This window comes from Bradyrhizobium sp. AZCC 1693, from assembly GCF_036924745.1.
GTDB lineage: Bacteria > Pseudomonadota > Alphaproteobacteria > Rhizobiales > Xanthobacteraceae > Bradyrhizobium.
Window position 1 is genome coordinate 1,582,544 of record NZ_JAZHSD010000001.1, and the last position, 20,252, is coordinate 1,602,795.

General features: G+C 64.4%; 20 protein-coding genes and 1 pseudogene. 14 read left to right on the forward strand and 7 right to left on the reverse strand.

Annotation, left to right across the window (positions count from 1 at the left end):
* Window positions 1–9: 9 nt before the first annotated feature.
* On the forward strand, window positions 10–786 hold the full coding sequence (locus V1293_RS07820; protein ID WP_334508198.1) for an arginyltransferase: 777 nt from the start codon (window positions 10–12) through the stop codon (window positions 784–786).
* Window positions 787–923: 137 nt separating this feature from the next.
* Here V1293_RS07820 and V1293_RS07825 read toward each other — a convergent pair whose 3' ends face one another.
* Complete coding sequence (locus tag V1293_RS07825) at window positions 924–2,318, reverse strand: Nramp family divalent metal transporter (RefSeq protein WP_442894335.1); 1,395 nt, start codon at window positions 2,316–2,318, stop codon at window positions 924–926.
* Between the two features lie 144 nt (window positions 2,319–2,462).
* Between V1293_RS07825 and V1293_RS07830 the strand changes: the two genes are divergently transcribed.
* From V1293_RS07830 to V1293_RS07865, 8 genes and pseudogenes are all read left to right on the forward strand, one after another.
* Window positions 2,463–3,593 (forward strand): PspA/IM30 family protein, encoded by a 1,131-nt coding sequence (locus V1293_RS07830; RefSeq protein WP_334508202.1) that lies wholly within the window; start codon window positions 2,463–2,465, stop codon window positions 3,591–3,593.
* The gene (locus tag V1293_RS07835) at window positions 3,590–4,249 is read left to right on the forward strand and encodes an OB-fold-containig protein (protein ID WP_334508204.1); all 660 of its coding nucleotides are present in this window, start codon (window positions 3,590–3,592) and stop codon (window positions 4,247–4,249) included. The genes V1293_RS07830 and V1293_RS07835 overlap by 4 nt, the downstream gene beginning before the upstream one ends.
* A gap of 2 nt (window positions 4,250–4,251) precedes the next feature.
* Window positions 4,252–6,021 carry a flotillin family protein gene (locus V1293_RS07840; protein WP_334508206.1) on the forward strand — a complete coding sequence of 590 codons (1,770 nt, stop codon included), beginning with the start codon at window positions 4,252–4,254 and terminating at the stop codon, window positions 6,019–6,021.
* A 179-nt stretch (window positions 6,022–6,200) separates the two neighbouring features.
* Window positions 6,201–7,445 carry an MFS transporter gene (locus tag V1293_RS07845; protein ID WP_334508208.1) on the forward strand — a complete coding sequence of 415 codons (1,245 nt, stop codon included), beginning with the start codon at window positions 6,201–6,203 and terminating at the stop codon, window positions 7,443–7,445.
* 311 nt (window positions 7,446–7,756) lie between these two features.
* Window positions 7,757–7,900 (forward strand): annotated as a pseudogene (locus tag V1293_RS07850) (MFS transporter); the annotation flags it as partial.
* Between the two features lie 100 nt (window positions 7,901–8,000).
* Complete coding sequence (locus tag V1293_RS07855; RefSeq protein ID WP_334516655.1) at window positions 8,001–8,714, forward strand: MFS transporter; 714 nt, start codon at window positions 8,001–8,003, stop codon at window positions 8,712–8,714.
* 119 nt (window positions 8,715–8,833) lie between these two features.
* Window positions 8,834–9,832 (forward strand): IS110 family transposase, encoded by a 999-nt coding sequence (locus V1293_RS07860; protein ID WP_334507484.1) that lies wholly within the window; start codon window positions 8,834–8,836, stop codon window positions 9,830–9,832.
* A 162-nt stretch (window positions 9,833–9,994) separates the two neighbouring features.
* Window positions 9,995–10,138, forward strand: a complete 144-nt coding sequence (locus V1293_RS07865; RefSeq protein WP_334508210.1) for a hypothetical protein — start codon at window positions 9,995–9,997, stop codon at window positions 10,136–10,138.
* Here V1293_RS07865 and V1293_RS07870 read toward each other — a convergent pair.
* The 5 genes from V1293_RS07870 to V1293_RS07890 all read right to left on the reverse strand — a co-directional run bounded on the left by V1293_RS07870 (window position 10,135) and on the right by V1293_RS07890 (window position 13,990).
* Complete coding sequence (locus V1293_RS07870) at window positions 10,135–11,394, reverse strand: adenylate/guanylate cyclase domain-containing protein (RefSeq protein ID WP_334508212.1); 1,260 nt, start codon at window positions 11,392–11,394, stop codon at window positions 10,135–10,137. The two genes, V1293_RS07865 and V1293_RS07870, sit on opposite strands and share 4 nt — an antisense overlap.
* Window positions 11,395–11,441: 47 nt before the next feature.
* Complete coding sequence (gene arsC / locus V1293_RS07875) at window positions 11,442–11,849, reverse strand: arsenate reductase (glutaredoxin) (protein ID WP_334508214.1); 408 nt, start codon at window positions 11,847–11,849, stop codon at window positions 11,442–11,444.
* On the reverse strand, window positions 11,846–12,541 hold the full coding sequence (locus tag V1293_RS07880) for an MIP/aquaporin family protein (protein WP_334508216.1): 696 nt from the start codon (window positions 12,539–12,541) through the stop codon (window positions 11,846–11,848). The genes arsC and V1293_RS07880 overlap by 4 nt, the downstream gene beginning before the upstream one ends.
* Before the next feature lie 242 nt (window positions 12,542–12,783).
* Window positions 12,784–13,551: an arsenical resistance protein ArsH gene (gene arsH, locus V1293_RS07885; RefSeq protein ID WP_334508218.1), complete on the reverse strand. Its 768-nt coding sequence runs from the start codon at window positions 13,549–13,551 to the stop codon at window positions 12,784–12,786.
* Window positions 13,552–13,624: 73 nt separating this feature from the next.
* On the reverse strand, window positions 13,625–13,990 hold the full coding sequence (locus V1293_RS07890) for an ArsR/SmtB family transcription factor (RefSeq protein WP_334508220.1): 366 nt from the start codon (window positions 13,988–13,990) through the stop codon (window positions 13,625–13,627).
* Between the two features lie 108 nt (window positions 13,991–14,098).
* Between V1293_RS07890 and V1293_RS07895 the strand changes: the two genes are divergently transcribed.
* From V1293_RS07895 to V1293_RS07910, 4 genes are read left to right on the forward strand one after another with little or no spacing between them, the layout of a single operon-like run.
* Window positions 14,099–14,431, forward strand: coding sequence for an ArsR/SmtB family transcription factor (locus V1293_RS07895; protein ID WP_334508222.1), 333 nt, complete (start codon window positions 14,099–14,101; stop codon window positions 14,429–14,431).
* Window positions 14,432–14,488: 57 nt separating this feature from the next.
* Window positions 14,489–15,853, forward strand: a complete 1,365-nt coding sequence (locus V1293_RS07900) for an NAD(P)-binding domain-containing protein (protein WP_334508224.1) — start codon at window positions 14,489–14,491, stop codon at window positions 15,851–15,853.
* A gap of 52 nt (window positions 15,854–15,905) precedes the next feature.
* Window positions 15,906–17,075, forward strand: a complete 1,170-nt coding sequence (locus V1293_RS07905; RefSeq protein ID WP_334516656.1) for an MFS transporter — start codon at window positions 15,906–15,908, stop codon at window positions 17,073–17,075.
* Window positions 17,072–18,250 carry an MFS transporter gene (locus V1293_RS07910; protein ID WP_334508226.1) on the forward strand — a complete coding sequence of 393 codons (1,179 nt, stop codon included), beginning with the start codon at window positions 17,072–17,074 and terminating at the stop codon, window positions 18,248–18,250. Before V1293_RS07905 ends, V1293_RS07910 begins: the two co-directional genes overlap by 4 nt.
* Window positions 18,251–18,366: 116 nt before the next feature.
* Here the strand turns inward: V1293_RS07910 and V1293_RS07915 are convergent, their stop codons facing one another.
* On the reverse strand, window positions 18,367–19,245 hold the full coding sequence (locus V1293_RS07915; protein WP_334508228.1) for a DMT family transporter: 879 nt from the start codon (window positions 19,243–19,245) through the stop codon (window positions 18,367–18,369).
* A 269-nt stretch (window positions 19,246–19,514) separates the two neighbouring features.
* On the opposite strand from V1293_RS07915, the gene V1293_RS07920 reads away from it, so the two are divergent.
* Entirely contained in the window at window positions 19,515–20,246 is a 732-nt protein-coding gene (locus V1293_RS07920; RefSeq protein ID WP_334508231.1) for a sulfite exporter TauE/SafE family protein, read from the forward strand.
* The last annotated feature ends 6 nt before the right edge of the window (window positions 20,247–20,252 follow it).

Sequence of the window (20,252 nt, forward strand, 5' to 3'; positions counted from 1 at the left end):
CGACCCGACGTGACCCAGCACTCGCGTGACACCCCGCAATTCTACCTGACGGCGCCCTCGCCTTGCCCCTATCTGCCGGGCCGGCACGAGCGCAAGGTGTTCACGCATCTGGTCGGCGACAAGGCCGGCGACCTCAACGACCTCCTGACCCATGGCGGCTTCCGCCGCAGCCAGTCGATCGCCTACCGCCCGGCCTGCGACCAGTGCCGCGCCTGCGTTTCCGTGCGCGTGATCGCCAACGAATTCCGCCCCTCGCGCAACTTCAAGAAGGTCCTGGCGCGCAATGCCGACATCGTCGGCGAACAGCGCAGCGCCGTGCCGACGTCGGAGCAGTATTCGGTGTTCCGCGCCTATCTCGACAGTCGGCACCGCCACGGCGGCATGGCCGACATGACCGTGCTCGACTACGCGATGATGGTGGAAGACAGCCATGTCGAGACCCGCATCATCGAATACCGCAAGCGCGGCGTCGATACCGGCATCACCGGCCGTGGCGAGGAGCTGATCGCGGTGGCGCTGACGGACGTGCTCAGCGACGGGCTGTCGATGGTGTATTCGTTCTTCGAGCCGTCGCAGCACAGCCGCTCGCTCGGCACCTTCATGATCCTCGATCACATCACCCGCGCCCGCCGGCTGGGCCTGCCTTACGTCTATCTCGGCTACTGGATCGAAGGCTCCAAGAAGATGGACTACAAGGGCCGCTTCCTGCCGCAGCAGCGGCTGGCGCCGTCGGGCTGGCTTCGGGTCGACGCATCGGGCGAAATGCTGTCCGAACCGCAGGATTAGGCAAAGCCTGCAATCACCCACCACTTGTCATCACCCGCGAAGTGCAGGTGAACCAGTATTCCAGAGACGGCAATGATTGAATCGAGAGGCCGCGGCGAACGCCCGGTCAAGCCGGGCGATGACAGTGTTTTGTGGGCTTATCCAAAGAACGTCTCGAACAAGAGCTTCACGTTCAGCGCGACGATGATGCCCGCGACGATCCACGCCACCGCGGCGACCGAACGGGAGATCGCGAACTTGCCCATCTTGCGCCGGTCGGAAACGAATTTCACCAGCGGGATCACCGCGAATGGCAATTGCATGGACAGGATGACCTGGCTGAAAACCAGCAACTGGCTGGTGCCGCGCTCGCCGTAAAACGCCGTGACGATCACGACCGGCACGATCGCAATGCCGCGCGTCAGCAGCCGCCGCGCCCAGCTTGGCAGCCGCAGATGCAGAAAGCCTTCCATCACGATCTGGCCGGCCAAGGTCGCCGTGACCGTCGAGTTCAGGCCGGAGGCCAGCAGCGCGACCGCGAACAGGGTCGAGGCAATGCCGAGGCCGAGCAGCGGCGACAGCAGCTCAAACGCTTGGCCGATCTCGGCCACTTCCGTGCGGCCGGTCGCATGGAAGGTGGCGGCGGCGACGATCAGGATCGCGCCGTTGATGAACAACGCCAGCATCAAGGCGATGGTCGAATCCGTCGTCGCCCATTTGATCGCCTCGCGGCGGCCCTTGTCGTTGCGTTCATAGGCGCGGGTCTGCACGATCGAGGAGTGCAGATAGAGGTTATGCGGCATCACGGTGGCGCCGATGATGCCGATGGCGATGTAGAGCATCTCGGGATTGGTGACGATCTCGGTCGACGGCATAAAGCCCTTCAGCACCCCGGCCACCGGCGGGGCGGCAGCCACGATCTGAATGCCAAAGCAGACCGCGATGACGATCAGGAGCGAGATGACGAAGGCTTCGAGGAAACGGAAACCCTTGTTCATCAACAGCAGCAGCAGGAAGGCATCGAGCGCGGTAATCAGCGCGCCGCCGATCAGGGGAATGCCGAACAGAAGTTTTAGCGCGATCGCGGTGCCGATCACTTCGGCCAGATCGCAGGCGATGATGGCGGCCTCGCAGGCCACCCAGAGCAGGAAGTTGACGGGTCGGGAAAAGCTGGCACGGCAGGCCTGCGCGAGGTCGCGGTCGGTGACGATGCCGAGCCGCGCGGCGAGCGCCTGCAACAGGATCGCCATCAGGTTCGACAGCAGGATGACCGAGAGCAGCGTGTAGCCGAACTTCGACCCGCCCGCGAGATCGGTCGCCCAGTTGCCCGGGTCCATGTAGCCGACAGAGACCAGGTAGCCGGGGCCAAGGAAGGCCAGCAACCGGCGCGACCAATGCCCGCCAAAGGGCACCGAGATGGTCGAGTTGACTTCAGGCAGGCTGCGCTGGGCGCCAGCGGCGGCATCGGCGCGCCAACCGGCAGCAGTCGTGTCGGTCATCGGTCCACTCTCAATCGCGGTCTTCGGGCCCAATGCGGGCGTTCGGGCGTCCATTTCGACAAAATGGCTGATATCCAACTTTATTGCAACTCATTTGCAACTGCATCTAGCAATCAGGTGCAATTGCATCTGGCCAATCACGAAAATGATACCGGCACCCAGTTGTAAAGTACTGAGGAAGTGCTTTATGCTGAGAGCATGATCAAAATCCCGGTCGAAACGCCCACGGCCACGCTGCGATACGCCCTCGCTCCCGACGAGGCCGGCATCGCCGCCATCGAGGCGACCTTTGTCGCCTACGACCGGATGATGGCGATCCTCGCGGAGGTTGCGCCTGTCGGTGCCAACCTCGTCTCGCTTCATGCCCAGGCCTACGAAAAGATCCGCACCGAGACCGGCCTGCCGGCCCGCCTGGTGACGCTCGGCCTGCGCGACCGCGCCGGCTATGTGGCTGATGCGCCGGTCCGCAGGATTCCGCTCGACGACAAGTTGTTTGCGATCAAGGGCCCAACTTCACTGACCATTAGCACTGTTCAGGGACGCGTCTTGGTTCCGTTCGACGTCCCCGGCTATGTTGCCGGCTGGGAGAGTCCCTTCCCGGCTCACTTGGTCTCAGACGGCCACGCCTACGAAATCCAGATCGCCGTCAAATCGAAATCAGTACAACCGGAGGAGAAGACCATGCTTCACGAAGGCATCCTTGCACGTATGGGCCGGCTTCTTGCCGCCATCGCCAGCCAGACCATCGACAATGCCGAGAACAGCAACAAGGTCGCGCTGGTCAAGCAGGCGATCCGCGAGATCGATGCCGGCGCCGACGAAGCGCGTTATGCGCTCGGCAAATCGCGCGCCGAGGAATTCCGCCTCAAGCGGCGGCGCGAGGAGTTGGACGCCGAAGTTTCGGCGTTAACGGAAAAAATCCGTCTCGCAATTGCGGAAAATCGCGAGGATCTGGCGCGTGCCGGCGTCGCACGGCAAATTGATCTGGAGTCGCAGACCATTGCGCTCGAACGCGCGATGGATTTCGTCGAACTCGAAATCGATGAGCAGACCAAGGCCTTGCAGGCGATGCTTGGCGCGCGACGTGAAGCCGAAACCCGTCTCGCCGATCTCGAGGCGAGCCTCGTGCAGCAGGCGCCGCTTGAACCCGGCCGGGCAGTTCCCACGACTAAAACAATGAGTGCCGACCGGGCCATGGCGGCGATCGCACGCGTCACCGGCGTGCCCGCTTCCAGCGTGCTCGGCGACAAGGAGCTCGACGAGCTCGACCGGTTGCATCGCGAAAAGGAAATCGCGGCGCGGCTTGAAAGGATCAAATCGCAACAATGAGTGCCCTGACCGACCTCCTGCTGGCGCCGGACGTGCGGCCCTTCACTGTGGCTGCGGCAATCATGATGACGCTCGGCGGAATCGAATTGCTGACGACGCTGGTCGGATTTTCGATCAGCGAACTCCTGGGCAAGGATCTCGCGGTCGAGGCCGACAGCGACAGCGGCCTCGGCGGCATGTTTTTATGGATCAACGCGGGTCGCCTGCCGCTGTTGATCCTGATCATCCTCACGCTCGGCGTGTTCTCGATCGCGGGATTCTTCCTCCAAGGCCTCGCGCACGGTGTGGGGATCTCGGTACCGGTCTCGATCGCGGCACTCGCCGCTGCGGCCTGCAGTATTCCGGCAATCCGGGTCACCAGCCGCGGCATCGCCCGCATCATCCCGCGCGACGAGACCTATGTGGTGAACGAGGCCGACTTTATCGGTCACGTCGCCGAAGTTTCGATCGGGCCGCTCGACCAGGGACTGCCCGGCCGCGTCCGTCTCAAGGATGTCTTCGGCAACTGGCACTCGCTCGTCGCACGCGCCAGTCCTAAGTCAACGCCGCTTCCGGTCGGCGCCAGCGTGCTGCTGGTCGACCGTGACGCCAAGAGCTTCATCGCCATTTCCGCACCCGCCGACCTCATTGCGCAACAACGTTCAGACAGGGCTTAAACATGTGGGAACTTGCAGTACCCGTCGCTATCGGCGTTCTCGCCATTCTCGTTATCGGCCTCTTGCTTGCAAAACTTTATCGCCGTTCGACGCGTGACGAAGCCTATGTCCGCACCGGCCTCGGCGGCCAGAAAGTCGTGCTCGACGGCGGCTCGCTCGTGCTTCCGGTTTTTCACTCCACGGCCGCGGTCAACCTGAAGACGCTGCGGCTCGAGGTCGCCCGCGGCGGCCCCGACTCGCTGATCACCAAGGACCGCATGCGCGTTGACATCGGCGCCGAATTCTATCTCCGCGTCAAACCCGATAGCTCATCGATCGCGCTCGCCGCGCAGACGCTGGGCAGCCGCACCAACAATGCCGGCGAACTGCGCGAGCTGATCGAGGCCAAATTCGTCGACGGCCTGCGCTCGGTGGCCGCCACCATGAATCTCGAGGAGCTGCAGGAGCAGCGCGCCACCTTCGTGAAATCGGTGCAGGAGGCAGTCGGCGCCGATATCCAGAACAACGGCCTCGAGCTCGAGTCAGTGTCGCTGACGCGGCTCGACCAGAGCGACATCAAGCATTTCAACCCGAGCAATTTCTTCGACGCGCACGGCCTGACGACGCTGACCAAGATCACAAGGGAACGCGAGCAGGAGCGTAACCAGATCGTCCGCACCACCGAGGTGAATATCGCGCAGCAGGACCTCGTCGCCCGCCAGACTACGCTGACGATCGAAGCCACCAAGCGCGAGGCGGAACTGGCACAGCAGCGCGACATCGCCAACAAGACCGCCGCGATGCGCGCGCAGACCGCGCAGGTCGAGCAGACCGCGGTGCAGAACGAGGCCGAATACCGCATTCAGCAGGAGCTGGCGGTTGCCAACAAGCAGACTGAAGCGAACCAGTTGCGCGATACCCGAAAGATCGAAGCTGATTTGGCGGTGAAGCGCCGCAACACCGAAATGGAACGCGACCTGCAGATCGTCGCCCAGGAAAGCGCGATCGCGGTCGCCACCAAGAGCAAGGAGCAATCGGAGGCGCAGACGGTAGCCGAGACCGCACGTGCGCTGGCGATCGCGGCCGAGGAAAAGGTCACGACCGCACGCGCCACCGAAATCGCCGAGCGCGACAAGATCATCAACGTGATCGCGGCGCGAAAGGCGGCCGAAACCGAGGCGATGCCAATCACTGTCATGGCGGAGGCAGAAAATCAGGCAGCCAACAACAAGGCTGAAGCCATCAATGTACTGGCACAGGCGGATGCCAATGCGGCCACCACCCGGGCCGCCGGCGTCAAGGCGCTCGGTCAGGCCGAGGCGGAGGTCGCCACGCTCAAGGCCGAGGCGCGCAACAAGCTCAGCCAGGAAATGATCGACTACGATCTCAGTCTCGCCCGCATCAACATCATTCCGAGTGCGCTGGCCGAGGCGGTCAAGCCGATCGAGAAGATTTCCGACATCCGGATCTTCGACACCGGCGGCATGCTCGGCCGCGGCGGCGGCAATGGCGCCATGAATGGACACGGCAACGGTCTTGGCCTTGGCGATGGCCTTGCGGCGCAATTGCTGTCGGTCTCGGCGTTCAAGCCGATCATCGACAAGATCCTCGCCGAGGGCGGCTTCGCCGCCGGCCCTGATGCACTGACCAGCCTGACCAACGCACTGGCCGCGCAGCAATTGGCAAGTCCCACCGAGCCGCCTGCCGCGCTTGATGTAGATGAAGATGACGTGGTGACGCCGCCCGCGACGATCTCGGGAACGGGCAAGGCGACGCTCGGCCCCAAATCCTGATCAGACCGGCTGATCCGCCGAACTGAAATCGAAACAGGCCCGCCGCAGTTCACGCGGCGGGCTTTTTGTTGCGCAGTTTCCTCCCGCCCCTTGTCGGGAAACGGGTGGGTTCGATCGTCCTGCAGTCAGACAATGAGGCGAGAATCGAATCTCAGGGAATTTTGCCAAGGAATCCTGCCATGTCCGCCGCCGACACGCCTCTTCTGCCCGCAACGTTCAATCGCCTGGCCTGGTCCAATCTCGCCGCGCAATCGGCCGAGCAGATTGCGCTTGCCGCAGCGCCGATCGTCGCGGTGCTGCTGCTCGGCGTCGGCGAAGGCCAGACCGGCCTGTTGCAGACCGCGCTGACGCTGCCCTTCATCCTGTTCGCGATCCCCGCCGGCCTGCTCGCCGACCGCATCTCACGGCGCTGGGTGATGGCGGGCTCCGAGGCGCTGCGGGCGGCGGCGCTGGCCGGCATTCTGCTGCTGCTCTGGCTGGGCCAAATGACGCTGCCGCTGCTTTCCCTGCTCGGCTTCATCGCGGTCTGCGGAACGGTCGCTTACAGCGTCGCGGCACCCGCTTTGGTGCCGTCGCTGGTGACCTCGCAACAACTGCCCGCAGCGAATGCACGGATCGAACTCGCACGAACGGTGGCCTTTGCAAGCGGACCGGCGCTTGGCGGCGTGCTGGTCGGATGGGTTGGCGCGGCTCCCGCGTTCGGATTCGCCGCTGCGCTATCCGTCGTCGCGGTTGTGCTGCTGTCCGGCATCTATGAGCCGGCGCGCGCGCCTGCAGCGCGCCGCCATCCGCTGCAGGAGATCAAGGAAGGCGCCGCGTTCGTGCTGCATCACCCGTTGCTGCGGCCGGTGTTCATCACGCAGTTCATCTTCAACACCGCGTCGTTCCTGCTGCTTGCGGTGTTCGTGCCCTACGCGGTGCGCCATCTCGGCCTGTCAGCCACCGGCGTCGGCGCGACGCTTGCGATGTATGGCGTCGGCATGGTGGTTGGCGCACTCGCGGCCACGCGGGTGATGAAACGGCTGGCCTTCGGCACCGTGATCGGGCTCGGACCCGTCACCGGCTTCGTCGCCGCGGCCGTGATGGCGCTGACCACGATCGTGCCAACGCCGCTACTGGCGGGCCTAAGCTTCTTCCTGCTCGGCGTCGGCCCGATCCTGTGGGTGATTTCGACCACGACGCTGCGGCAATCGGTAACGCCGCCATCGCTCTTGGGTCGTGTCTCCGCCATCAACATCATGAGCTACGGCGCCCGCCCGCTCGGCTCCGCGCTCGGCGCCATCGTCGGCGGCCTCTACAGCGCCGAAGCCTGCCTCTATCTCGCGGCCATCATCTTCGCCGCGCAGGCGCTGGTAATCCTGCTGTCGCCGGCAGTCTCGCTGGCGCGGCAGCCGGACATGGTCGGCGAGCCGGCCCGCTGTTAGCCATCATAGTGGGACGGAAGCAATCTATTCTCTCTGTGGCGGGATGGATTGCTTCGCTTCGCCCGCAATCACGGTAAAAACGAACAATTTATTCCAAAGCCGCTCCGGCCCACTGGCGCTTTTTCAATCCGCTTTATATGATGACCATCATCTTCTTGAAAGCGGAACCTGCCATGACCGACCAGACCGCCGCGATCGATGCCAGCCCCCGTACCGAGGCCTCCTCGACCGTCCTGCAGATCGCCGTGCTGGCAGGCCTTGCCGCGACCGGTACGCTCGCCACCAACATCCTGCTGCCGTCGCTGCCGCAGATGGCTGTGTCGCTGAACGTCACAAGCGCGGCGGTGACCTCGGCAATCACGATTTTCCTGGCCGTGTTCGCCGTCGGTCAGCTTGCGGTCGGGCCGATCTCTGACCGTTACGGCCGCCGTTGGCCGGTGCTGATCGGATTCACCGTCTTCTTTGCCGGCAGCGTCTGGTGTGCGCTGGCGGCCGACCTGACCAGCCTCCTGATCGGGCCGCGTCATCCAGGCGGCGGGCGCCTGCGCCACGTCGGTGCTGTCCCGCGCGATCGCCCGCGACATGTTTTCGGGCGCCGCATTGGCGCGCGCGATGGCGCTGATCATGATCGCGATGGCGGCCGCACCCGGCTTCTCGCCGCTGCTCGGCGGCGCGCTCGACCACGCTTTCGGCTGGCGCTCCGAGTTTGTCCTGGTCGCCGCCTTTGCCGCGCTCGGCGCGTTGGCCTATGGGACGGTGTTAGGCGAGACCCATCACGCCACGCGCACCCCGCTCGATCCGCTCGCCATCGCCAGAAACTATTTTGGCCTGATCGCCGACCGCCGCTTCCTGGTGCCGGCTGCAACCGTCAGCCTGATCATGGGCGGGCTGTTCTCGATGTTCTCGGCTGCACCGCGCATCCTGATCGAGGCGATGCACCTCACGCCGATCCAGTTGGGCCTGTTCTTCGCAGGCACTGTCTTGATCGTGTTCGCCGCCGGCATGCTCGCGACCAGGCTGGCCCCGCGCTACGGGCTCGCCCGCTCGATCCGGGGCGGGCTGTTGGCGGCCTTAACCGGCAGCATCGCGATGCTGCTGGTCGCATTGTACAGCCCCACTCTCCTTTCGTATCTGGGTGCGCTGAGCGTGTTCCTGCTCGGCATGGGCATCGTCAATCCATTGGGGACCGCGCAGGCACTCTTGTGTCCGCAAAATCTGCCAGAATATGCGAACGGGCGGCTCAGACCAACCGCCCGTCGCTGGATCTGAGCCCGTTCGCGCTCAAAGGCCTTGAGAGCCTGTCGGGGAGCGAGGGACAGATCCGGTGTCTTCCTCAACCCGAACAGTTGCATGGGCTGCGAGCCCGAACCGAGCAAGGAAGGGAGTGGATGATGGCACAAAATGAGGTCGTTGTCGTCGGTGTTGATGTGGCCAAGGACAAGGTGGATGCATGCATTCGCTCGCTGTCTCAACGGCAGACGTTCCCGAGCACCGCAGAGGGGCGGCACGCATTGATCCGCTGGCTTCGCAAACACAAGGTCGGCAAGGCAGCCATGGAGGCTTCCGGCGGTTATGAGCAGGACTGGGCCAAGGCGCTGCGCGAGGCCCGCATCGAAGTCCGGATCGTTGACCCGAAGCGGGTGCGCAGCTTCGCCCGCTCGGCCGGACGCCTCGCCAAGAACGATCCGATCGATGCGGAGATGATCGCCTGGTTCGCCGAGACCTTCACCGACGCGCCGGGCCAGGCCTTCGACGCGGCACGCGAGAGGCTGGTCAAGATCGTCAATGCGCGCCAGGGACTGCTCGATCTGCAGACCAGCTTGAAAAACAGTGGCGAGCATTCTGTGCCGGACGTCGTGCAGAAAATGCAGGCGCGGCTCTTGAAGAAGATTGCCGTCGAAGTCGCCAAGCTCGAGACCGCGATCTCCGCCATGGTCAAAGCGACGGCGCATTTTGCCGAGCTCGCCGAGATCATCGAGAGCGTGCCGGGACTTGGTAAGATCACGTCCGCCGGACTGATCGCGACGATGCCGGAACTGGGCCAGGTGAACGACAATATCGCCGCGGCCTTGCTGGGGGTAGCACCTTACGATGACGATAGCGGCCAACGGCGGGGCAACCGCCACATCAAGGGCGGGCGCCGCAAGGCCCGCAACCTCTTCTACATGCCTTGCATGGGAGCTGCGACCCAGCACAACCCCGTGCTCAAGGCGTTCTATGATCGCCTGATCGCCAAGGGAAAGGAGCCGAAGGTTGCGCTCACCGCCTGTATGCGCAAGCTCATCGTCATCCTCAACACCATGATCGCGCGACGCCAAAAATGGGACGCCAACCGTTACAAACCGAGCGACCCCGCTCGGCTTCCGCCGAGCGCATGCCCAGCCTAACGACCGGTGAGCGGACGGGGTCAAGGCCGTCAGCCGCCGGAGGCGGTGGCGCGTAGCGCCAGCCTTGAGCCCGGCCGATCACAGGTCTACGTGTAAAAACACAGTTGCTCCCCGTTCGGCGACAAAGCGGGCGCGGCATCCGCGCTGGTCGGCTTCTGGCAGATGATGACGGCCGCTATCGGCGTCTGGCTCGCGGCGACGATCTCGCACGAGGCGCTGTTCGCGCTCGGCGTGGTGCTGACGGTGTTCTCGCTGCTGGCCGTGGGCCTGTACACGCTGCGGGCGAAGGCCGGCAACGCCGCCTAACCCGCCAGATAACGCTCGTACTTCCCCGCGACGACTTCATCCGCGGCAATGTCCGGATCAAGCGTATACAGATCCTGCGCGCGGCCGATGCCGCGCAGCGCATAGCGGCCGGTGGACACCAGATAGTTTCGTCCGGCGGCATCGAGGCCCGCGCGGAAGGCCGAGGACATCAGCAATTCGCGATCGACCGAGCGGCACATCGAGGCGATGCGGCTGACCTCGTTGACGGCCGGGCCCACCACGGTGAAGTCGAGCCGGTCATCGCTGCCGATATTGCCGTAGAAGACCTCGCCGACATGCAGGCCGACATGGGCTGACGTCACCGGCCGGCCTTCGGCGGTGCGGCGGGCGGTGAGCGCCTTCATGTTGCGGCGGAAGCGATGTTCGGCGCGTAGCGCGGCGCGCTTTGCCTTCGCCATGTTGTCATGGGTGAACATCGCCAGCACGCCGTCGCCGATCAGCTTCATCACCTCGCCGCCGGCATCATGGATGGCGTCGATCGAGGCCTGCGCATAGTCGTTGAGGAACGGGATGATCTCGCCGGGTTCGATGCTCTCGCTGATCGCGGTCGAGCCGCGCAGGTCGGAGAACCACAGCACCGCGTTGATACGCTCGGTAACGCCGCGCGCAATCCGCCCGCGCAAGACCTGTTCGGCGGTATCGCGTCCGAGATAGACCCGGCCCAGCGTCTTGGTGATATCGGCCTGCGCGGCGGATTTGATCGCCAGTCCCAGCACCGGCACGAGATCGCGTAGCGCCGCCAGCCCCTGCGCGCCAAATCCCTCGTCGCGCCGGGTCACCCAATAGGAGTAGACGCAATCCATCTGGCCCATGGTGCCCGCCTCGCCGAACTGATGCACATAGGCCACTAGATGCTTGTGGCCCTTTTCGGCGAGTTCGTTCACGAACTTGAACCTGTGAGTCCCGCCATCGGCGAGGTCGATCGGCAGTTCCTCATGACCGTTTTCGAGCATGTGGTAGAAGATCGAGCTGCGCCAGGCCTGCGCGGCTTCGCCCTCATTGGTCGAGCCATACTCGAAGACGTCGCTTTCGTTGGTCTCGGCGTCGTTCCAGCGAAAGCCGCGGCCCTCGAAAATCGGGTGCAGCGTATCGATGAAGACCATCCCGCGCGATACCGGGAGGCCTTCGGCGCAGCAGCGTTCGCAGAAACCGCGGATCAGGTCATTTTCGGGCAGGCCTGTGAGGCCCTGGCTGACCAGCCAGTTCATCAGGCGTAGACGGGGCGTGAGTTCCATTGGATGATTATGCCGCGCAATGATGACGGGCGAAAGCCTCGCGCCCTTCAACGTTTTGCGCGCGTAATGGCCTCGCCGTCCTCCTTGACGAAGGATTGGACGGGGTTGTCGAGCAGATCAAGCACCAGCTCCGACGGCCGGCACAGCCGCACGCCCTTCGCCGTCACCACGATCGGCCGGTTGATGAGGATCGGGTGTGCCATCATGAAGTCGATCAGCTCGTCGTCGCTCCATTTGGGATCGGCGAGGCCTAGCTCGGTGTACGGCGTGCCCTTTTCGCGCAGCAGCTCGCGCGGGGAAATGCCGAGCGCCTTGATCAATTCGACCAGCCGGGCGCGGCTTGGCGGCGTCTTCAGGTACTCAATCACCTCGGGCTCCTCGCCGCTCTGCCGGATCATCGCCAGCGTGTTGCGCGACGTGCCGCAGGCGGGGTTGTGATAGATGGTCACGGTCATAGCCGGGCTTCCCTGGTCTTTGCCACCTCGCCTGCCCCACGCAGCAACCAGTTCATGAAGATCAGCGCCACGACCGCACCGCAGAGTTCGGCCGCGATAAAGCCGGGAAGATCGGCGGGGCGAATGCCCGAAAACGTATTGGTCATCGAGCGCGCGATGGCAACAGCGGGATTGGCAAACGAGGTCGAGGCCGTGAACCAGTACGCTGCCGTGATATAGAGGCCGACCAGCCAGGGCACCGCGGCGCGGTTGAACCTGATGCCGGCGAGGATGGTCGCCACCAGGCCGAAGGCGGCGATGCCCTCGGCGAACCATTGTGCGCCGCCAGTTCGCATTTTCAGCGAGGCGTCGATCAACGGCAGCGCGAACATCGCATGCGCGATCATGGTTCCGGCGATTCCGCCGGCCACTTGCACGGCAACGTAACCCAGCGCATCGCGCGGCGTCAGTTCGCCTCTCAAGGCAAAGACCAGCGATACCGCGGGATTGAAATGCGCGCCCGAGATGGGCCCGAGAATGGTGATGAGGACCACGAGGATCGCACCCGTCGGCAGCGTATTGCCGAGCAGCGCCAGCGCGACGTCTTTGGTCAAAGTCTCGGCCATGATGCCGGAGCCGACCACGGTCGCAACCAATAGCGCGGTGCCGAGGGCTTCGGCAGCGAGCCGGCGTGTGAGGTCAAAATTCTGCATGATGTTTCTGGCAGGCGTTATGGACCATATCCCTTATGCCGATTCCTTTGGCGACCATCACGAACTCAACCCCGACGTTGACGCCCAGCCATCGCCTTGGTGGTCGGATTGGCGCTGTTCGGGGCAACCTTCTGGCATTCCTCTTTCCGGCGTGCTGTATCAGGTCGCCGTATCACGGGCTGCCTCGGTCCGATCCAGAGCTGCTCTTTCATCGGCTTCTCCCGGACGTCTTGTGGTTTTCTTCACACCTTGGAACACATCCGCTGATGGGCCGTCGCAATCGCCGAAAGGTCCGACGCAGCATCGCGTTGCAGACCTGCGGCCGCCTTGCGCTCGGAGTAGCGGTCCGTCAAGGTCGTAACGTGGGGCCGGAGCAGGACCGTGAAGCGAACGAGCTCTTCGACGACGTCGACGATCCGTTCGTAGTAGCTCGATGACTTCATCCGGCCGGTCTCGTCGAACTCCTGGAATGCCTTTGGGACGCTCGACTGGTTCGGAACGGTGAACATCCGGAGCCAGCGCCCCAGCAGCCGCAGCGTGTTCACGGCATTGAAAGACTGCGAGCCGCCGCAAACCTGCATGACCGCCAGCGTTCGGCCCTGGGTCGGCCGCATCCCGCCCATGTTGAGCGGCAGGTGATCGATCTGCGCCTTCATGACACCTGTGATTTGGCCGTGCCGCTCCGGACTGCACCAGATTTGCCCCTCCGACCATATCGACAGCTCACGCAGCTCCTGCACCGCCGGATGATCGTCGCCCTTGAACTGATCCGGCAACGGGAGGTCTGATGGGTCAAAGATGCGCGGTTCGGCTCCAAAGAAGCGGACGAGACGGGCCGCCTCTTCGATAACCAGACGCGAATAGGAGCGCTCTCGCAGCGACCCGTAGAGAAGCAGGATGCGCGGCGAATGCCGGCGGTCGGCAGCGAGGCCGCTCGCCTGGCTTTGCGGCACGTGGCGCCTGTCCAGGGCGGGCAGGAAGTCGGGATCGAATAGTGTACGAACTCTCATACGCGTTCAGCCGTTGATATGGGAGCCAAAGGAACGAGCGCTGTTTCCGCTCCACGGACCGTTGCGGGTACGCTCAGACATCGGCCCTCCCCCTCGGCCTAGTAGGCTGGCAACACGGCGTGAGGTCTTCGATGACCGGCGCACAAATTTCCGGCCGCCCGTCGCAACAATCCCGGAGCATGAACAGCACGACATCCTGCAGACGGCTCAGATCGGCGCGATAGACGATCGAGCGGCTGAACCGCTGCGCCGAGACCAGCCCCGCGCGCGACAGCACCGACAAATGCGAGGACATGGTGTTTTGCGGGACCGCGAGCGCCTTGGCGATGTCGCCAGCCGAAAGCCCGTCCGGCTCGTGTCTGACCAGCAAGCGGAACACATCGAGGCGGGTCGATTGGGCGAGTGCCGCAAGCGCAGCAATGGCGTCCGTTGTTTCCATATATCTAGAATTAGCGATATATAGGCGCCTGTCAAGTCGACGCGGTGATATTTCCGTAATTCTAGAAATATAGTTGACATCGTAGGCGAAGCCTGAAATGTTGCTTCCATGAAACTCGACGACGCCGCCGCCCATCTCGAAGCGCTGGGCAATCCGACCCGGCTCAAGATCTACCGCGCGCTGATCCGCGCGGGAGGCGCGGGGCTTGCGGTTGGGCGTCTGCAGGAGAAACTGAAGATCGCGCCCTCCACCCTCTCCCACCACATCAAGGCGCTGGTGGTGGTCGGCCTTGTGACCCAGGTGCGCGACGCGACCACGCTGATCTGCCACGCCAACTACCAAGTGATGCGGGAGCTGGTGGGTTTTCTGGTCGCGGAATGCTGCACTGAAAGCGCCGAGACCGCCCATGCCAAGACCATCAATGCCAAAACTGCTGCATAGCGCGCCGCGTTTTTTTGGACCGTTATTTCGATATTTCTAGTTTTATGGGAGAACGCCATGAGCAAAGTCAAGACCGTCGCAATCATCGGAGGCGGGCCGGTCGGCCTCGCCGCCGCCGCCCATGTTCTGGAACGCGGCCTGCAGCCGATCGTGCTGGAAGCCGGCGGCACTGTCGGCCACACCATGCGGCAATGGGGCCATGTTCAATTGTTCTCGCCCTGGGAGTACAACATCGACAAGGCCGCAGCGCGGCTGCTGGCGACGACGGGCTGGAATTCTCCCGAGCCCGACCAGTACCCGACCGGCGCGGAGATGGTTGAGCGCTACCTCGAACCGCTTGCGGTCCACGCCGCGCTCAAGCCGCACATCCACACCTCGAGCCGCGTCACCGGCATCAGCCGTATCGGCTTCGACAAGCTGAAAACAAAAGGCCGCGAGGCTGCGCCGTTCGAAATCCGGTACCAGAACGGGCAAGGTCCGAAACTCGTCAAGGCCGATGCGATCATCGATGCCTCCGGCACCTGGCATTCACCGAATCCGGCAGGCGCCAATGGCCTTGCCGCCATCGGCGAGCAAGAGGTCGCGGACCGGATCGCTTACGGCATGCCTGATGTGCTCGGCAGAGACCGCGCTCGCTATGCCGGCATGACGGTCGCGGTGCTGGGATCAGGACATTCCGCGATCGGTACCCTGACCGATCTGGCGCAGCTCGCGGAACAGGTGCCGGGGACCCGGCCGGTTTGGCTGTTGCGCGGCAGCGATCCCGCCAAGGCCTTTGGTGGCGGCGCCAATGACAAGCTGGTCGCCCGCGGCGAACTCGGCGCCGCCTTCGCCGCATTGGTAACGGCAGGCCGGATCAAGCTGGAAAGCGGCTTTCGCGTTTCGCATCTCATCGCCGACGGCCCCCGCCTCGTCGTGGGCGCCCTCTCCGCCTGCCCGACCCGGCGGGTCATCGTCGACGAACTAATCGTCGCGACAGGCTTCCGGCCGGACCTCGACTTTGCGCGCGAGTTGCGCATCCGGCTCGATCCGGCGATCGAATGCCCGGTCGCGCTGGCACCGCTGATCGATCCCAACGAGCATAGCTGCGGCACAGTGCGGCCGCACGGCGCGCGCGAACTGGCGCAGGATGAACCCCGCTTCTACTTCGCGGGCATGAAATCCTACGGTCGCGCGCCGACCTTCCTGATGCTCACGGGATACGAGCAGGTGCGCTCGATTGCCGCCGACATCGCCGGCGACCGCGAGGCCGCGGAGCGCGTCGAACTGGTGCTGCCCGAGACCGGCGTCTGCAGCCGGTCACTCGCGCCAGATGCCAGCAATTGTTGCGGCGGCCCTGCGTTATCGGATGTTGACGCGTGTTGCGTCGCGGATGAGAAAGCAAAGCAGGACGGCAAGACGGGGTGCGGCTGCGCCTCCTGATCAATAGGGAGTGAACGGAATTTTTTTGGAAGGCCGATCCGTCATTGTCGCGATGTGCCTGGGGCAGCTCGGCAGCCTGCTCCCGCACGTCGTCGTGCCTTCGATTCTTGCCGCGTTCCTGATTCCGGAATGGCATCTAAGCGGCGCGCAAGCCGGCCTGCTGGCGGGCTCGGGTGCGGCAGGTTACATGCTGACTGTGCCGTTTTTGGCGACGCTCACCGACCGTATCGACGCGTGCAAGATCCTGATTGCAGGCTCCGCGCTCAGCGCGCTCGGCACGCTGCTGTTCGGCATGTTCGCCACCGGCCTCTGGTCGGGCGCGCTCTTCAATGCGATCGCCGGCGTGGGCTTTGCGGGCGCCTATATGCCGGGCCTCAAGGCGCTGACGGATCGTCTCGCGCCGGGCGATTCATCCCGCGCGATCACCCTTTACACGTCGAGCTTCTCGTTCGGGGTCGGCCTGTCGTTTCTGGTTTCGCAACTTGTCGCGGAAGCCTGGGGTTGGCGCAGCGCATTTTTCGTCACCGCCGCCGGGCCGCTCATCATGCTCACCGTCTGCTTCCTGTTGCGGCCTGTTGAACCGAAACCAGCGTCGGGGCGCCTGCTGGATTTCGCGCCGGTGTTCCGAAATCGACAAGCGATGGGGTTCGTCCTCGGCTACGGCGCGCATTGTTTCGAGCTCTACGGCATCAGAACCTGGATCGTAGCGTTCTGGACCTTTGTCTCGCTAAGAAATTCAGACGCCTCGATCCTGACGCCGATCGTGGTCAGCGTCGTGTTTTCGCTGCTCGCGATGCCCGCGAGCATTCTCGGCAATGAATTCGCACTCCGGTTCGGCCGCCACCGCGCCGTCACAGCGGTGATGTTCTCCTCCGCCGCCGGAGCGCTTCTGATCGGCGTATGCGCCGACAGGTCACCCTGGCTGCTGCTGCCTTTGATGCTGATCTATGCCATCACGGTTCCTGCCGATTCCGGCGCCTTGACCTCGGGCATGTCGATGGCTGCGGACCCGCAATATCGCGGCGCCACCATGGCGATGCATTCGACGGTCGGCTTCAGCCTGTCTGCGCTTGGCGCGTGGGCGGTCGGCGTAGCGCTGGACGCCACAGGCGGGCCGCAGAATTCATCGGCCTGGATGGCCGCATTTTTGGTGCTGGCGGCGGGGATCCTGCTTGGACCGCTGGCGCTATTCTGGTCGAGAAAAGAGACGCCACAGCCGTGAACCGAACTCAGCTTTCCATTATTGTCGCGCTCGGCACCACGCAGACCCTGGCCTGGGCTTCGAGCTACTATCTGCCTGCGATCCTCGCCGATCCCATCGCGCGCGATCTCGGCGTATCGTCGAACTGGGTCTTCGCCGCTTTTTCCGCTTCGCTTGTCATCTCGGCTATGCTCGGGCCGCGCATCGGCCGGCAGATCGATCTGGTCGGCGGCCGGTCCGTGTTGTCGCTTTCCAACCTCGTGCTGGCCGCGGGGCTGGCGTTGCTCGGCCTCACCTATTCGATACCGGTCCTGCTCGTGGCCTGGCTCCTGCTCGGAATCGGCATGGGCGCGGGCCTTTACGACGCTGCCTTCGGCGCCCTCGGCCGCATCTACGGCGACGCGGCGCGGCGCTCGATCACCGGCATCACCCTGATCGCCGGCTTCGCCTCGACCGTCGGATGGCCGCTGACCGCGTGGGGGCTGGAGACGATCGGCTGGCGCAACACCTGCTTTGCGTGGGCGGCTGCGCACATCCTGATCGGTCTGCCGATCAACTGGCTGATGCTGCCGCCGGTCGCGGGCGCAAAGGCCGCGGTTGCCGCCGCGGTCAAGCCACACATCCCGCTCGACCGCACCATGATCCTGTTGGCGTTTGCCTTTGCCGCGGCGTGGTGCGTCACCGGCGCAATGGCCGCGCATTTGCCGCGGATTCTGGAAGCCGCCGGCGCGACATCGCTGCAGGCTGTCGCGGCCGGTGCGCTGATCGGTCCGTCGCAGGTGGCGGCGCGCATCTTCGAGGCAAGTTTTCTCTCACGATATCACCCGCTGGTGTCGGGACGGCTGGCCTGCCTCACCCATCCGATCGGCGCGGCCATCATTGGACTATTGGGTGGCGGCGCGGCGAGCGTGTTCGCCGTCTTTCACGGCACGGGCAACGGCATTTTGACCATTGCGCGCGGCACCATGCCGCTTGCGATCTTCGGCCCGCAGAACTACGCCTATCGCCTCGGGATCATCGGCGCCCCGGCACGGATCGCGCAGGCCGGCGCCCCGCTGGCGTTCAGCCTGCTGATCGACGTCATGGGTAGCCGCATCCTGATCGTGTCCTCTGCGCTCAGCATCTCCGCGCTGCTGGCGCTGTTGCTGCTGCGCACACCGCCACCTCGAAGCGTGACGAAAGAAGGGGACGTCTGAATGATCACCCGCATCAATCCGCCTGAACTCGGCTCGCCGCCGGGCTATTCGCAGCTCTACGGTCCGGATTTCCTGATCGAGATCGAGCCCATCGCCGCTGCGTGAGCATCACGCTTTCAAAGGTTCCTGACCTCCGACGTTGCGATCCAGATCCCGGCGAACACCGCGACAAGCCCGAGCACGAGATTCGGCGTGATCGGCTCTCCGACCAACTGCGTGGCAAGCAGCCCCGCCGCGAGCGGATTGACGGTCATGGTGCTGGCGACGCGCGTCGGCGACGCCCGTTCCAGCGCCAGCACCCACAGGATGAACGCTAGCGCACCGCCGGCAACGCCAAGATAAATCCCGGCGATCCATTGCGGCGTGCTGAACTGGCTCAATGCCACCACGCTCCCCGTCAGTGACCCGACCAGGATCAGCGCCGCGGCGCCCGTTCCCATGCCGACCGTGAGGAAGCCAAGCGCGCTCGATCGCTGGATGAAGGGACGAGACCAGACGTTGTAGAACGCCATGCACAGGACTGCCGCGGTCATGATCAGTTCGCCGCGCCAGGCTCCCGGCGGCGCGGCCGACAATCCCGTCGCAAGCGCGGCGGCGACACCGAGTACCGCGACGCAGACCCCGATCGACTTCCGTTTCGTCAGCGGCTCGATGCCGAGCAACGCGCCGACCACCATCGTGTGCAGCGGCAGCGTCGCCAGCGCGAGGCTGGCGCGCGCCGCGGTCGTGTAGGACATCGCGATGTTGTAGAGAACGAAGAACACGCCGAAGAAGCAAAAGCCCAGCGCGGCGACGGCCGGCAAATCCCGCTGTTGCGGCCATCGCGCCTTCAGCGACAGCGCCGCCGGCAGCACGCAGCAAAAGCCGATTGCCCAGCGCAGGATCGCAAGCGTGATCGGATCGGTGTTGCCGGCAAGATAGCGCGTGATCGCCGCTGCGGTCCCGCCGAGACAACTCGAGACCAGCGCGATCGTGACCCCAACCCATTCGCCCACGCCGTCTCTCCGCATTCAACGCGCCATCGGCTGCAGCGCTTGGCTGAACATATGGTCGCGACCGCGCAGCGCGCGAGTAAAAAGCGTTTGTCGCGCGAATCTTTCTGCTTGATGGCGACAACTGTCAGCATGGCGGCAACAAGCAGGCCAGGCGATGCATCTTGCGCCCGAGGCCATGCCAGGCATAACCTGAACGCGGGGATATCGCAGCCTCCCCGTCAAATGGCGATCCCATTCAAGCGCTGCTCGCTTTTCTGTGGAGCGGGCACATGGATGGAACGACACTCGAACTGCCGCTGTTTCTTCTCGCGACCTTTGCCGGCGCGCTGGTCGCTGGCCTCTCCGGCTTCGCCTTCGGCCTCGTCGTCTCTGCGATCTGGCTCTACTTCCTTACTCCCCTGCAAACGGCGACGCTGATCATCGCATTCGGGCTGATCGTGCAGGGCTATTCGGTCTGGAAGCTGCGCGGCGCGCTGGACTGGCGGCGACTCTGGCCGTTCATGGCCGGCGCCGCGCTCGGCGTTCCCGTCGGCGTCGGTATCCTGACCTGGGCGAACCCCGCCCATGTGCGCATGGGCGTTGGCGCTTTCCTGGTGCTCTACAGCCTCTATGCGCTGCTGCGGCCGGCCATCCCAGCGGTGAAAGCGGACGGCGCCGCGGCCGACGCGGGTGTCGGCTTCCTCAACGGCGTGCTCGGCGGCATCACCGGGCTTGCCGGAATTCTCGTGATCATCTGGTGCGGCTTGCGCGGCTGGTCCAAGGACGTGCAGCGCGCGGTGTTTCAGCCGGTGGCGGTTGCGATCTTCGTCATGAGCGCGTTGTGGATCGGCGCCAGGGGCGCGATCACGCCTGAGGTGATCAAGCTGTTCCTGGTCGGATTGCCGGCCCTGTTCGCCGGCACCTGGCTTGGGCTGAAACTGTTCGGGCGGCTCGACGAGGCCGCATTCCGGAAAATCGTGCTGGTGCTGCTTCTGACGTCGGGCGCCCTGCTGGTCGTCTAGGCAAGG

What these genes read in the sequence shown, in the direction of transcription:
- arsC (WP_334508214.1), bottom strand. Translation starts at nt 11,849, where the DNA reads ATGACCGTGACCATCTATCACAACCCCGCCTGCGGCACGTCGCGCAAC.
- V1293_RS07835 (WP_334508204.1), top strand. Translation starts at nt 3,590, where the DNA reads ATGAGTGCCCTGACCGACCTCCTGCTGGCGCCGGACGTGCGGCCCTTC.
- V1293_RS07860 (WP_334507484.1), top strand. Translation starts at nt 8,834, where the DNA reads ATGATGGCACAAAATGAGGTCGTTGTCGTCGGTGTTGATGTGGCCAAG.
- V1293_RS07830 (WP_334508202.1), top strand. Translation starts at nt 2,463, where the DNA reads ATGATCAAAATCCCGGTCGAAACGCCCACGGCCACGCTGCGATACGCC.
- V1293_RS07905 (WP_334516656.1), top strand. Translation starts at nt 15,906, where the DNA reads ATGTGCCTGGGGCAGCTCGGCAGCCTGCTCCCGCACGTCGTCGTGCCT.
- V1293_RS07895 (WP_334508222.1), top strand. Translation starts at nt 14,099, where the DNA reads ATGAAACTCGACGACGCCGCCGCCCATCTCGAAGCGCTGGGCAATCCG.
- V1293_RS07890 (WP_334508220.1), bottom strand. Translation starts at nt 13,990, where the DNA reads ATGGAAACAACGGACGCCATTGCTGCGCTTGCGGCACTCGCCCAATCG.
- V1293_RS07900 (WP_334508224.1), top strand. Translation starts at nt 14,489, where the DNA reads ATGAGCAAAGTCAAGACCGTCGCAATCATCGGAGGCGGGCCGGTCGGC.
- V1293_RS07870 (WP_334508212.1), bottom strand. Translation starts at nt 11,394, where the DNA reads ATGGAACTCACGCCCCGTCTACGCCTGATGAACTGGCTGGTCAGCCAG.
- arsH (WP_334508218.1), bottom strand. Translation starts at nt 13,551, where the DNA reads ATGAGAGTTCGTACACTATTCGATCCCGACTTCCTGCCCGCCCTGGAC.
- V1293_RS07920 (WP_334508231.1), top strand. Translation starts at nt 19,515, where the DNA reads ATGGATGGAACGACACTCGAACTGCCGCTGTTTCTTCTCGCGACCTTT.
- V1293_RS07880 (WP_334508216.1), bottom strand. Translation starts at nt 12,541, where the DNA reads ATGCAGAATTTTGACCTCACACGCCGGCTCGCTGCCGAAGCCCTCGGC.
- V1293_RS07845 (WP_334508208.1), top strand. Translation starts at nt 6,201, where the DNA reads ATGTCCGCCGCCGACACGCCTCTTCTGCCCGCAACGTTCAATCGCCTG.
- V1293_RS07825 (WP_442894335.1), bottom strand. Translation starts at nt 2,318, where the DNA reads ATGGACGCCCGAACGCCCGCATTGGGCCCGAAGACCGCGATTGAGAGT.
- V1293_RS07865 (WP_334508210.1), top strand. Translation starts at nt 9,995, where the DNA reads ATGATGACGGCCGCTATCGGCGTCTGGCTCGCGGCGACGATCTCGCAC.
- V1293_RS07840 (WP_334508206.1), top strand. Translation starts at nt 4,252, where the DNA reads ATGTGGGAACTTGCAGTACCCGTCGCTATCGGCGTTCTCGCCATTCTC.